General features: G+C 37.3%; 10 protein-coding genes. 6 read left to right on the top strand and 4 right to left on the bottom strand.

Annotated elements, in window-relative coordinates; genetic code table 11:
• Window positions 1-106 precede the first annotated feature (106 nt).
• Window positions 107-1,432 carry an MFS transporter family glucose-6-phosphate receptor UhpC gene (uhpC, locus tag B0186_RS08420; RefSeq protein WP_078218917.1) on the top strand — a complete coding sequence of 442 codons (1,326 nt, stop codon included), beginning with the start codon at window positions 107-109 and terminating at the stop codon, window positions 1,430-1,432.
• Between the two features lie 86 nt (window positions 1,433-1,518).
• On the opposite strand, the gene B0186_RS08415 is transcribed toward uhpC, so the two are convergent.
• The 4 genes from B0186_RS08415 to B0186_RS08400 form a co-directional block, all read right to left on the bottom strand.
• Entirely contained in the window at window positions 1,519-4,260 is a 2,742-nt protein-coding gene (locus B0186_RS08415; protein WP_078218916.1) for a DNA translocase FtsK, read from the bottom strand.
• Window position 4,261: 1 nt separating this feature from the next.
• Complete coding sequence (gene lrp / locus B0186_RS08410) at window positions 4,262-4,738, bottom strand: leucine-responsive transcriptional regulator Lrp (protein ID WP_078218915.1); 477 nt, start codon at window positions 4,736-4,738, stop codon at window positions 4,262-4,264.
• A 105-nt stretch (window positions 4,739-4,843) separates the two neighbouring features.
• A complete protein-coding gene (gene radA, locus B0186_RS08405) occupies window positions 4,844-6,220 on the bottom strand; it encodes a DNA repair protein RadA (RefSeq protein ID WP_078218914.1) in 1,377 nt (458 codons plus the stop codon).
• A gap of 9 nt (window positions 6,221-6,229) precedes the next feature.
• Complete coding sequence (locus B0186_RS08400) at window positions 6,230-7,273, bottom strand: CYTH domain-containing protein (protein WP_078218913.1); 1,044 nt, start codon at window positions 7,271-7,273, stop codon at window positions 6,230-6,232.
• Between the two features lie 137 nt (window positions 7,274-7,410).
• Here B0186_RS08400 and B0186_RS08395 point away from each other — a divergent pair, with 137 nt between their 5' ends.
• From B0186_RS08395 to dnaK, 5 genes are all read left to right on the top strand, one after another.
• Window positions 7,411-8,091 carry a TIGR00153 family protein gene (locus tag B0186_RS08395; RefSeq protein WP_078218912.1) on the top strand — a complete coding sequence of 227 codons (681 nt, stop codon included), beginning with the start codon at window positions 7,411-7,413 and terminating at the stop codon, window positions 8,089-8,091.
• 32 nt (window positions 8,092-8,123) lie between these two features.
• Window positions 8,124-9,386: an inorganic phosphate transporter gene (locus B0186_RS08390; protein WP_078218911.1), complete on the top strand. Its 1,263-nt coding sequence runs from the start codon at window positions 8,124-8,126 to the stop codon at window positions 9,384-9,386.
• Between the two features lie 108 nt (window positions 9,387-9,494).
• Window positions 9,495-10,106: a TIGR04211 family SH3 domain-containing protein gene (locus B0186_RS08385; RefSeq protein ID WP_078218910.1), complete on the top strand. Its 612-nt coding sequence runs from the start codon at window positions 9,495-9,497 to the stop codon at window positions 10,104-10,106.
• Between the two features lie 7 nt (window positions 10,107-10,113).
• The gene (locus B0186_RS08380; protein WP_078218951.1) at window positions 10,114-11,364 is read left to right on the top strand and encodes a multifunctional CCA addition/repair protein; all 1,251 of its coding nucleotides are present in this window, start codon (window positions 10,114-10,116) and stop codon (window positions 11,362-11,364) included.
• Window positions 11,365-11,543: 179 nt separating this feature from the next.
• A complete protein-coding gene (dnaK, locus tag B0186_RS08375) occupies window positions 11,544-13,451 on the top strand; it encodes a molecular chaperone DnaK (protein WP_078218909.1) in 1,908 nt (635 codons plus the stop codon).
• Window positions 13,452-13,480 lie beyond the last annotated feature (29 nt).

The raw sequence follows: 13,480 nt of genomic DNA, 5'->3' as shown, positions 1-13,480 counted from the left end.
AAAAATTTAAAAACTGTGATAAATGTCAATTTTTTAACATTTATTTTAATATAACATATTAAAAAGTAAATTTTATTTGTTATATAACATTTATGGAGATATTAATATGAGTATTTTTAAAGAAGCCCCTGATTTGCCTGTTACTAAGACAAAAGAGGAAATTGATAAAACATATAAATATTGGCGATTACACTTAATGATTGTCAGCTATATTGGATATGCCGTTTTCTATTTTACAAGGAAAGGCTTTAATTTTGTTATGCCAGCGATGCTATCCGATTTAGGCTTACAAAAAGCAGATATAGGGATTATGGGAACTGCTTTTTACCTAACTTATGGTGTATCTAAATTTTTATCGGGAGTCATTGGTGATAGATCTAATCCTAGATATTTTATGGGATTAGGCTTAATGGCAACAGGTATTGTCAATATTTTATTTGGTATGAGTTCATCCATTTTTATGTTTGTCACATTGTGGATGATTAATGCATTCTTCCAAGGATGGGGATGGCCTCCATGCTCCAAAATTCTAAATACTTGGTATTCTCGTAATGAGCGTGGATTATGGTGGGCGATTTGGAATACATCCCATAATCTAGGAGGAGCACTTATTCCGATTATCGCTGGTGCGGTTACCCTCGCTTTAGGATGGCGATATGGAATGATTATTCCTGGTGCTATTGCGGTAGTTATTGGTCTTGGTTTATGTATCTTACTAAGAGATAGACCTAGCTCAATGGGATTACCTACAGTAGGTGAATGGCGCAATGATGTTGCTGAACAAAAACATGAGAATGAAGGTGTTGGGCTATCTAGATGGGAAATCTTAAAAAACTATGTATTCAAAAATAATATTATTTGGGCATTAGCGATTTCCTATGGATTAGTTTATATCGTGCGCACAGGGATTAATGACTGGGGTAACTTATATTTAACAGAAACTCATCATTATGATTTACTACAAGCCAATACTGTCATTGCATTTTTTGAAGTTGGTGGTTTTTTAGGTGCATTATTTGCTGGTTGGGGTTCTGATAAATTCTTTAATGGAAACCGCACACAAATGAACATCATTTATGTTGTTGGGATCATTTTAGTTGCATTAGGATTATGGCTCATTCCAAGTGATAATAAACTTATCATGTCATCATTGTTCTTCTTAATGGGCTTCTTCATTTTTGGACCTCAATTCCTCATTGCGATGGCAGCTGCAGAAAATTCACATAAATATGCATCTGGAGCATCAACTGGGTTTGTTAGTCTATTTGCATATATTGGTGCTGCAATAGCTGGATTACCGCTCTCATTAATTATTGAGCAATTTAAATGGAATGGTTTCTTCGGAACATTATTTGTAATTTCTTTATCATGCGCATTACTGCTAATCTTAGTGTTTATTCTACAAAATAAACGTAATCAAAAAAGTAACTAATAAACCCTTGCAGTAAACAAAGATAAAAAAATGAGGAAAAATACTTTCCTCATTTTTTATACTTAAAGCTCAATAATAAGTCTAGTTTAATAATCCCCTTTCCTTGCCAGAACTTCTCGTTTGCCATTTTTTTGTTGTTGTGGTGGTGAAACTATGCCTTGCTCTTCCAATTGATCCATAATTCTACTAGCTCGGTTAAAGCCAACTCGGAAACGGCGTTGAATATAGGAGGCTGACGTAATGCCAGTATTGACTACAAATTCAACAACTTCATCAAATAAATCATCTAAGTCGCCATTGCTATCATAGTCCGAATTATTATCCGCACTTTCTTCCTCTGCACTTTCCAAAATACTATCAATGTAGTTTGGTTTGCCACGAGCACGCCAGTCATCTGCAATACGAACAACCTCATCATCGCTCATAAACGCACCATGTACACGCAATAATTCAGATGAGCCTTGAGCAGAATAAAGCATATCACCACGCCCTAATAATGCCTCGGCTCCACCTTGATCCAAAATGGTTCTTGAGTCAATTTTACTCGCTACGGTAAAGGCAATACGGCTTGGAATATTGGCTTTAATCAAACCAGTAATTACATCGACTGATGGTCGTTGAGTTGCCAAAATCAAGTGAATACCAATCGCACGCGCTTTTTGTGCTAAACGGGCAATAAGTTCTTCGATCTGCTTACCTGCCACCATCATCAAATCAGCAAATTCATCAACAATAAGAACGATATAGCTTAATTTTTCTAACGGAGGCGGCAACGTATCCATTGTATCGCCCGGTCGCCAAAGTGGATTTGGAATAGGCATATTTAAGGCTTCATATTCCGCAATTTTTTCGTTGTATCCTTCAATATTACGCACTCTTAAAGCAGATAATAATTGATAACGGCGTTCCATTTCATCTACACACCAACGCAATGCATTCGCTGCTTTTTTCATATCCGTGACCACTTCTGTAAGTAAGTGAGGAATTCCGTTATAGACAGATAATTCCACCACTTTTGGATCAATCATGATAAATTTTACTTCCTCAGGTTTAACTCGGAAAAGTAAACTTAAAATCATAGTATTTACGCCCACAGACTTACCTGAACCAGTAGAACCAGCAACTAACAAATGCGGCATTTTGGCTAAATCCACAATTACAGGTTTACCACTAATATCTTTCCCCAATGCCATTGGCAATAAGGCTTCAGATTGACGAAATTCATCACTGTCCAAGACATCACGCAAAGGCACAATCTGACGTTGTAGATTTGGAGTTTCAATACCAATGTATGGTTTACCCGGAATAACCTCCGCAATACGAATAGATCGGAACATCAATGCTCTTGCTAAATCTGTATCAATGCTGGTGACTTTCGAGGCTTTTACCCCCGGTTGTAATTCTAATTCATAACGAGTTACTACTGGGCCCACTAGCACATCTCTCACTTCAGCTTTCACATTAAAATTACGCAATTGTTGCATGATACGTTGAGAGGTTTCTAAAATTTCATCTTGAGTAATGTTATAGGCTTGAACAGTTCTACGTTCTAATAAATCTAAACTTGGCAATGGTGTGCTAGGTTTTTCCTTAACAGTGACTGGCTGCTGTAATGCTGGATGAATAAGACTATTACCATAAGGCTTATAATTCACCGCACTTTGTGCCACTGTATTATTCTCTGCTGTCTCTTCAACAAGATTCTCATCTTGATTAACGTCATTAGATAAAATTACTTTTAAAGTATCTTCTGCCCCAATTTCTTTTGCTCGTTGCTCCATTGCATCTAAACGCTGTTGCTTAAATGCAGAGAATTGGCTGGCTAATTCATCCATATTGCTGTCTTCAACATGTTTATCATCAGAAAGTGCGGTCTGTTCTAGCTCATTTTTCAATTCCCATCCTAATCCATCCCTTTCCTCTGTTGGTAAAGAAACTGTTGGGATAACTAAATCTTGTTGATCCAAATTACCCAAAGTTTGAGTAATATCAACTACCTCATTTTTCTCAACTAAAATTGGCTCAGCAAGATTTGGTATTTCTTCTTCCGTGACTTTCTTTTGTTCATCTTGGTTTTCTTCGTCAGGCAAGCCTTGAATATTAATAAAGTTATTGATATTGACTAAATTAGATTCTTGCTCTTTTGCTTGATTATCCTCAACTTTCTGTTCTGTGAAAGGCGATGCAATGATAATTTCTTCTAGCTCTTGTTCTGTAGGCTCTGCATCAGCTTGCTGGACTGACGCAACACCTTTATCTTTCATTGTGATCCAATCATAACAATTCATCACTAAATAAAATAAGGAAGCGCCTGAACAGAAAATAAAGCCAATAATAGAAGTTATACAACCAATAATAATCAAAGGAAATTGATTGGAAAATAAAGGATATAAACTCACAACTAAGCTACCACCTAACACGCCACCAGATAAATGATATGTGGTATTTGCTAACATTAAAGTTGCCAAAATAGTCAATCCCATAAGCAAGGTAATAAAACCAAAAATTCGCAAGAAAAATCTTGTCCAACTTAATCCTTGAGTTCGCTTAGTATGTAAAAAATAAAGCGGCGAAACGAGCAAAACAAAAGGTATGATATTCCCCACTTGCCCGAAGAAAGTGAAAAATAAATCAATCAACCAAGCCCCAAAGGCACCGGCTTTATTAAGTGTTTCTGTTTGAAAAGAAGACACAGCCCACGCACTATCAAAAGGGCTATAACTGAACCAAGCAATAATCAAATAAAAACCAAAAAGTGCGGTAGAAATTAAAAGAAACTCCACCAAATCTCTTTTCGGTAAGAAAAATTGTTTAATACCTTTAATCATATTATTTCAATTGTAAAAAATTAGTCTGTTTAACTTCTTCCATTACTACATAAGTACGAGTGTCATTTACACCCGGTAAACGCAATAAAGTTGTACCCAGTAATTTACGGTATGCTGCCATATCTGCCACACGAGTTTTCAATAAATAGTCAAAATCCCCTGAAACTAAATGACATTCTTGAATTTCATCTAATTGTTGTACTGCCGCATTAAATTCTTCAAATACATCTGGACGCCCACGGACCAACGTAATCTCCACAATAACTAATAAAGGTGAGTCCAATAATTCTGGGTTTAATAAAGCTCTATACCCCATAATAACCCCTTGTCTTTCTAAGCGTTTCACACGTTCTAAACAAGGTGTTGGCGACAACCCCACTTTTTTTGATAAATCAATATTGGAAATTTTCCCATTTCTTTGTAATTCGTTCAGAATTTTTATATCAATGCTATCAAGAGATTTCATTTTCTTTTCCATTTTCTAGCCCCTTTAATATAGATAAATTGAGATAAACTATTTATTTTTCTCTAAGTTTACACTATTTTTTAGATATTTATTCGATTTTATTAGGATAATTTATGATTAAAAATTATCAAGCACAGCTAACGCATCTGCCAATTTTTTGACGGTAAAAACTTGCATATTTTCCACCGCACTTTTTGGTTTATTGGCAAAAGGAATAATCGCTCGCTTAAAGCCATGTTTTGCTGCCTCACTAATACGTTCTTGTCCACTTGGCACTGGGCGAATTTCCCCAGCAAGTCCCACTTCGCCAAAAACCACTAAATCCTGCGGCAAAGGTCGATTACGAAAACTAGAGATCAATGCTAATAATAAGGCAAGATCCGCACTAGTTTCGGTGACTTTCACTCCCCCCACAACATTGACAAACACATCTTGATCAGACATTTGCAAGCCACCATGACGATGTAAGACCGCCAATAACAATGCTAAACGATTTTGTTCCAAACCAACAGCAACACGTCTTGGATTGGCTAACATTGAATGATCAACTAAGGCTTGGATTTCCACTAATAAAGGACGAGTTCCTTCCCATAACACCATCACTGAACTTCCTGGGGTTTGCTCATCGCCACGACTTAAAAAAATGGCAGAAGGATTTTTCACTTCTCTCAAGCCTTGTTCTGTCATGGCAAAAACCCCTAATTCATTGACCGCACCAAAACGATTTTTATGGCTACGCAAAGTGCGGTAACGAGAATCGGACTCTCCTTCTAATAATAAAGAAGCATCAATGGCATGCTCTAAAACCTTTGGCCCTGCCAATGTTCCATCTTTGGTCACATGCCCCACCATAATGATGGCTACTTGGCGCGTTTTTGCATAACGGGTCAAAAATGCCGCACATTCACGCACTTGTGCCACACTACCAGGGGAAGATTGAATATCAGACAGATGCATGACTTGAATAGAGTCAATAACAATAATTTGAGGTTTTAATTGATCTGCAAGGTTACAAATTTGTTCAATGGAAGTTTCAGATAAAAGTTGCAAACGATCTGTTGGTAAACCTAAACGATTAGCTCGCATAGCCACTTGCTGTAGGCTTTCTTCACCCGTGATATAAAGTGCGGTCATATTCTGTGCTAATCCACACATCACTTGCAATAACAAGGTACTTTTACCAGCGCCAGGATGTCCACCAATTAAAATTGCGCTACCGGGAACAATTCCTCCACCAAGTACACGATCTAACTCTTTAAAACCACTGGTAAAACGAGGCGTTTCTTGCAAACTGATTTCCGCTAAAGTTTGTACTTTAGCTTTGGTTTCCCCAGCATAGCCACTAAAGCGATCATTTTTCACTTTTGCCGTAGAAACTAACCGCACTTCGCTAATCGTATTCCATGCTTTACAAGCAGAACATTGCCCTTGCCAACGCGCAAACTCCGCACCGCAATCATTACATACATAAGCCGTTTTTGGCGCTTTTGCCATGTTATATCCTTAAAGTGTTAAAAAGGTTAAGTCCAACATACGTTTGACATATTGACCGTTATGAAACAATGCAAATAATTTTTCTATCGCAAGCCCATTATTTTTACTTTCGCTGTGCAAACGAATAATGTCTTTAATTTGTGCAAATAAATATCCATTGCGATCGACAAGATCTACAAGCAAATTCTGATCTACACCAGTAATCCCTTTCTCCAATTGTGTATTTAATTGATTTTCCAATAACTTCCCATTTTCACTGTAAAAATGGTACAGATTAAAAAATGCGCCAATTCGTTCTACTGTACGCAAAAAATCTTGCGCAAAATAATCTTTCCCCAAAGTTACACTTTCTTCAATTAATTGTTGCTCTAACTTTAATAACCGAGGGATTTTTTCATGCTCTGCTAATTCAATAAAATCACGCCATTGCGACAACCAATCTTGCACTTTTGGTTTTGAGCCTAAGGCTAATTGATAGCCTCGCTGTGCTTTACTTGCTGAACTTAAACGTACATCACGCTCTAAAGGTAAATTAGCCACAAAATTTAATAAATCTTCTGTTTTACCTTGTTTTAATTCAAATTCTACTTCGCAAATAGGTTCCGATCTTTCCCCTACAACAATTTTCCCCTGATCCAAAGCCACTTCAATTTCGACACCATTACCACATTCAACTAGCCATAAATGACGTTCAAAATCCGTACTAAAAACAGGTTGTAACTCAAGTTCCTGCCAATTTGGTAAATCACAAATTTCTGCTAATTTCGCTAAATTTGGCACCGCACTTTTTTGCGCTACATTATATTCTGGGCGAGAGTGTAACCCACCAAGCACATCACCATTGGTTTTCAACGTAAGGGTAAAATCATTGTTATATTGACGAACTCGTAAGCCCATTTTGTGCTGGGCAAAATATTGATCTTTAGTATCGTAGTAGGTATTACCTAAAAACACCTTATCTTGCTGCAATACATGAAAACTTGTCATTTCCTGACTTAAAAATTGAGCAAAGCCATTTGATACACTAAGTTTTAATTCCACTTCATTAGTCATATTTATTTCCTTCCCTAATAACGCCCTTGTATTATCTACTAAAAGCCTATTTTTTTCGATGAAATTTCTATATTTTTCTACTAGCATAAGGTAATATGCGCGTGAATTTTTTAGCAACCCCATAGGAGTTAATTGATATGGCAATGAATAATATTTTAGGATTATTTGCCCATTCACCTCTAAAACCCTTGCAACGACACTCTGATAAAGTCACTGAATGTTGCAGTCTATTAGTTCCCTTCTTTGAAAGCACCTTCTCTGGCGATTGGCATACAGCCACAAATATCCGCGCTCAAATCTCAGAACTTGAACGCCAAGCCGATACGTTAAAGCGTGAAATTCGGTTGAAATTACCTCGTGGCTTATTTATGCCAATTGATCGTACTGATTTATTAGAACTCACGACTCAACAAGATAAATTGGCCAATTATGCTAAAGATGTGGCTGGCAGAATGATCGGTCGTCAATTTACCTTTCCTCAAGAAATGCAAGAAGATTTTATGAAATATGTTTGTCGTAGTTTAGATGCAACAGTTCAAGCACATCGTGTTATTGAAGAAATGGACGGGTTATTAGAAACAGGATTTAAAGGACGTGAACTTAATTTTGTCAATAATATGATCCACGAATTAGATGCTATTGAAGACGATACAGATCATATGCAAATCAAACTTCGTATGATGTTAAGAAATATTGAAACTCAATATAGCCCTATTGATGTAATGTTCTTATATAAAACTTTAGAATGGATCGGCGTTTTAGCGGATCAAGCACAACGTGTGGGTTCACGCATTGAATTAATGTTAGCTCGTTCATAAAACGACGCAACAAATACATAGGAAAATAAACTATGGAAATTTTACAAGAATACGGAACAATCCTCGTTATTATTACCGCAGTTTTTGGCTTTTTTATGGCATTTGGTGTGGGCGCTAACGATGTATCAAATGCAATGGGAACCTCTGTAGGTTCGGGCACAATTACCGCTAAACAGGCTATTTTTATTGCCATGATTTTTGAATGTGCTGGAGCTTATTTAGCTGGTGGTGAAGTAACAGAAACCATCAAAAGCGGCGTTATAGATCCAATGCAATTCATTTCAACACCTGAAGTCCTTGTATTTGGTATGATGGCGGCTCTTTTCTCATCAGGAATTTGGTTATTAATTGCCTCACGAATGGGCTGGCCTGTGTCAACTACTCACACCATTATCGGTGCAATTGTCGGATTTGCTTGCATTACCGTTGGTACACACGCTGTAGATTGGACCGCTATACGCAATATCGTCGGAAGTTGGTTTATCACACCTGTACTAGCCGGAATTATTGCTTATGCGATTTTCTTCAGCACACAAAAACTGATTTTTGATACAGAAAAACCTTTAGCTAATGCACAAAAATATGGTCCATTCTACATGGGACTTACTATTCTGATTTTAGCGATTGTTACCATGACGAAAGGGTTGAAACATGTTGGCTTACATTTAACAACGATGGAAACATTGCTTATATCTAGTGTTATTAGTGTTATTGCAATTATCGCAAGTTATTTCTATTTTCGTAGCCAACGTTTTATTCAAAATGTGGCAAAAGGCACCTTTGGCGCTGTTGAAAAAGTATTTAGTATTTTAATGCTCTTAACTGCTTGTGCTATGGCATTTGCGCATGGTTCAAATGATGTAGCAAATGCTATCGGTCCATTATCAGCCGTTGTTTCTATTGTAGAAAATGGTGGCGAAATCATGGGGAAAACTGCTTTAGCTTGGTGGATTTTGCCACTTGGTGCGGCAGGTATTGCTGTAGGCTTAATCGTTATGGGCTATAAAGTAATGGCAACAATTGGAACAGGCATTACAGATTTAACACCAAGCCGTGGCTTTGCAGCTCAATTTGCTACAGCGGTTACCGTCGTTTTAGCCTCAGGGACAGGATTGCCTATTTCAACTACACAAACGCTAGTAGGGACAATTTTAGGTATTGGATTTGCTCGTGGTATTGCAGCGATTAACTTAACGGTTATTCGCAATATTGTTGCCTCTTGGGTTGTAACATTACCAGCTGGCGCTTTCTTTGCCATCGTGATTTATTATGTTCTACATGCAATTTTCCATTAAGAATTACAGATAGAATAAATCATTACTTGTCATCAATAAAAAGTGCGGTACAATCTACCGCACTTTTTATTTGTCATATTTTTATTATCCCTATTCTCTGGATTTACTATGAAAAAAATAACAACCGTTTTACTTTCCACGCTTATTGCTGGATTTTCTTTTTCTCATGCCTATGCCGAAACCAAATATATAAGTGAAAACTTAACTACTTTTATGCGCAGAGGTGCCGGAGATCAATTTAAAATTGCTGGCGCGATTCAAGCTGGCGAGCAAGTTACAGTATTAGATAAAAAAGATAAATATTCCTTAATTCGTGATAAACGCAATCGTGAAGCTTGGATTTTAACTAATGAGTTAACTAATACACCAAGTAGTAAAGAAGAAAATCCGAAATTAAAAGCTCAAATCCAAGAATTAACCTTAAAACTCAATAATATAGATAATGATTGGAAACAGCGTACAAACGAGATGCAACGCCGTACTAAACAAGCTGAAGAACAAAGCAGTAAATTACTTGAACAAAATTCACTGCTTAATCGTGAATTAGAAATTACCAAAAATAAAAATCGAGATTTAGAAGCTATGTTAGATGCTGGCAAACGAGAAATTGCTATCCAATGGTTTATCTATGGCGGTTCCGTATTAGGCGTAGGCTTATTGCTCGGTCTTATCTTACCTCTGCTAGTACCAAGACGCCGTCGCCAAAATCGTTGGTCTTAATTATATGATGCAAATTTATCTTGTTGGTGGTGCTGTTCGCGATCAATTACTTGGATTATCCATTAAAGATCGTGATTGGGTTGTGGTTGGTGCTAGCGCTGAAGAATTGCTTGCTCAAGGCTACCAACAAGTTGGCAAAGACTTCCCTGTTTTCTTAAATCCTAAAACCAAAGAAGAATATGCCCTTGCTCGAACCGAACGAAAATCGGATGCTGGCTATACAGGTTTTATTTGCGATTTCAATCCAAAGGTTACATTAGAACAAGATCTCATTCGCCGTGATTTAACCATTAATGCTATTGCACAAGATACGGAGGGTAAATATCATGATCCTTACAATGGTATTAATGATTTAAAGCAAAAAATCTTACGCCATGTTTCACCAGCGTTCGTTGAAGATCCGCTACGAGTACTAAGAGTGGCTCGTTTTGCTGCCCGTTACCATAACTTAGGCTTTAAAATCGCAACTGAAACCTTAGCTTTAATGAAAAAAATTGCTAAATCAGGCGAACTTCAACAACTTACCCCCGAAAGAGTATGGCAAGAAACAGAAAAAGCATTAAACGAACAAGATCCCCAAATTTATTTTGAAGTCCTACGCAGAGTCGGAGCGCTGAAAGTTTTATTTCCAGAAATCAATGCCCTTTATTCTGTTCCTAATCCTGTACAATATCATCCTGAAGTGGATAGCTTTTTGCACACTATGCTGGTACTAAAACAAGCTACATTACTAAGCGAGAACACGGATTATCATAAAAGTGCGGTACGTTTTGCGGCACTTTGTCATGACTTAGGCAAAGCACTTACCCCGAAACATATTCTTCCTCATCATTATGGTCATGAGATAGCTGGTGTTGCACCTACAAGAAATATTTGCAAGCGCTTTAAATTGCCTAGCTATATTCAAGAATTAGCAGAATTAACCTGCCAATATCATTCCCATATCCACAAAGCCTTTGAATTACGTCCTGAAACAATTTTGAAATTATTTAATAGATTAGATGTTTGGCGGAAACCAAAACGCTTTGCAGAATTAATGTTAGTTTGTATTGCTGACAGTCGTGGGCGTACTGGATTTGAGAATGTAGATTATCCACAGCGTGATTTTTTATGGCAACTCTATCAAGCGGCTTTAGCTGTTGATGTAAAACAAGTGATTGCCGATGGTTTTCAACAAAAAGCAATCCGCACAGAACTCGATCACCGTAGAAAATTAGCTATTCAAGCTAAAAAACATCAGTTAATGAGCAAAATTTAGTTTGTTTTGCTCAAAAAGTTTTATTTCCCCCTCTTGAATTTTTTATTTCCGTTCACATTTTAGCGAGCAAGAACGGAAATGACCGCACTTTTAAAAAAATTGCATAAATGCACTTGAAATTGTGATCAGTATCCCAATCTTGAGACAACAAACGAATTTATACTAGGAGAAAACATATTATGGGAACAATTATTGGTATTGACTTAGGTACAACAAACTCTTGTGTTGCAGTAATGGATGGCGATAAACCACGTGTAATTGAGAACGCAGAAGGCGAACGCACAACCCCATCAATTATTGCTTATACAAATGATAATGAAACCTTAGTGGGTCAACCAGCAAAACGTCAAGCGGTTACTAACCCGAAAAATACTTTATTTGCAATCAAACGTTTAATCGGTCGTCGTTTTGAAGATCAAGAAGTACAACGTGATGTGAATATTATGCCATTTGAAATTACTAAAGCTGACAATGGTGATGCTTGGGTAAATGTAAAAGGCGATAAAATGGCACCACCACAAATCTCTGCTGAAGTATTGAAAAAAATGAAGAAAACAGCTGAAGATTTCTTAGGGAAAACTGTAACTGAAGCGGTCATTACAGTACCGGCATACTTCAATGACGCACAACGTCAAGCAACCAAAGATGCAGGCCGTATCGCTGGCTTAGAAGTGAAACGTATTATTAACGAACCAACAGCAGCCGCTCTTGCTTATGGTTTAGATAAAGGCAAAGGCAACCAAACTATTGCTGTTTATGACTTAGGTGGCGGTACATTTGACTTATCTATTATCGAAATTGATGAAGTGGGTGGCGAAAAAACTTTTGAAGTTTTAGCGACAAATGGTGATACACACTTAGGTGGTGAAGACTTCGATAACCGTGTAATTAACTATTTAGTTGATGAATTCAAGAAAGAACAAGGTGTTGATTTACGTAATGACCCACTTGCAATGCAACGTTTAAAAGAAGCTGGAGAGAAAGCAAAAATTGAACTTTCTTCAGCACAACAAACTGATGTAAATCTTCCATACATCACAGCAGATGCAACAGGTCCAAAACACTTAAACATCAAATTAACTCGTGCAAAATTAGAATCACTTGTTGAAGATTTAGTTGCTCGTTCATTAGAGCCTGTGAAAGTCGCATTAAACGATGCTGGATTGAGCGTATCACAAGTTGACGATGTTATCCTTGTTGGTGGACAAACTCGTATGCCACTTGTGCAACAAAAAGTAGAAGCGTTCTTTGGTAAAGCACCTCGTAAAGACGTGAACCCAGATGAAGCTGTTGCAATCGGTGCAGCAGTACAAGGTGGTGTGTTAGCGGGTGATGTTAAAGACGTATTATTGTTAGACGTTACACCATTATCATTAGGTATTGAAACTATGGGTGGCGTAATGACTACCTTAATTGAGAAAAACACAACAATCCCAACTAAGAAATCACAAGTGTTCTCAACTGCTGAAGATAATCAAAGTGCGGTAACAATTCATGTACTTCAAGGTGAACGTAAACAAGCATCGGCGAATAAATCTCTAGGTCAATTCAACTTAGAAGGTATTAATCCAGCACCACGTGGTATGCCACAAATTGAAGTAACTTTCGATATTGATGCGGACGGTATCATCCATGTATCTGCAAAAGATAAAGGTACAAACAAAGAGCAAAAAATTACGATTAAAGCATCATCTGGTTTAAGTGATGAAGAAATTCAACAAATGGTTCGTGATGCAGAAGCTAATGCTGAAGCAGACCGTAAATTTGAAGAATTAGTGCAAGCTCGTAACCAAGCAGATCATTTAGTTCACAGCACTCGCAAACAATTAGCAGAAGTTGGCAATAAATTATCAGCTGACGATAAAGCACCGATTGAAAGTGCGGTAGCAGATCTTGAAAAAGCAGCAAAAGGTGAAGATAAAGCTGACATTGATGCAAAAGTACAAGCATTAATTCAAGTATCTGAAAAACTTATCCAAGCAAGCCAGCAACAAGCTCAAGCTGATGCAAATGCACAACAAGCTCAAAACACAAAAGGCGGAGATGATGTTGTTGATGCTGAGTTTGAAGAAGTGAAAGATAAGTAGTCTTTTAGACCACATCTGTATAGCAACAA

The sequence above is a fragment of the Canicola haemoglobinophilus genome (genome assembly GCF_002015075.1).
Taxonomy (GTDB): Bacteria; Pseudomonadota; Gammaproteobacteria; order Enterobacterales; family Pasteurellaceae; genus Canicola; species Canicola haemoglobinophilus.
This window is presented reverse-complemented; position numbering and strand designations above follow the sequence as displayed.

Excerpts from the sequence above, each read along its gene's own strand:
- uhpC (WP_078218917.1), top strand. The coding sequence starts at position 107 with ATGAGTATTTTTAAAGAAGCCCCTGATTTGCCTGTTACTAAGACAAAA.
- B0186_RS08415 (WP_078218916.1), bottom strand. The coding sequence starts at position 4,260 with ATGATTAAAGGTATTAAACAATTTTTCTTACCGAAAAGAGATTTGGTG.
- lrp (WP_078218915.1), bottom strand. The coding sequence starts at position 4,738 with ATGGAAAAGAAAATGAAATCTCTTGATAGCATTGATATAAAAATTCTG.
- radA (WP_078218914.1), bottom strand. The coding sequence starts at position 6,220 with ATGGCAAAAGCGCCAAAAACGGCTTATGTATGTAATGATTGCGGTGCG.
- B0186_RS08400 (WP_078218913.1), bottom strand. The coding sequence starts at position 7,273 with ATGACTAATGAAGTGGAATTAAAACTTAGTGTATCAAATGGCTTTGCT.
- B0186_RS08395 (WP_078218912.1), top strand. The coding sequence starts at position 7,411 with ATGGCAATGAATAATATTTTAGGATTATTTGCCCATTCACCTCTAAAA.
- B0186_RS08390 (WP_078218911.1), top strand. The coding sequence starts at position 8,124 with ATGGAAATTTTACAAGAATACGGAACAATCCTCGTTATTATTACCGCA.
- B0186_RS08385 (WP_078218910.1), top strand. The coding sequence starts at position 9,495 with ATGAAAAAAATAACAACCGTTTTACTTTCCACGCTTATTGCTGGATTT.
- B0186_RS08380 (WP_078218951.1), top strand. The coding sequence starts at position 10,114 with ATGCAAATTTATCTTGTTGGTGGTGCTGTTCGCGATCAATTACTTGGA.
- dnaK (WP_078218909.1), top strand. The coding sequence starts at position 11,544 with ATGGGAACAATTATTGGTATTGACTTAGGTACAACAAACTCTTGTGTT.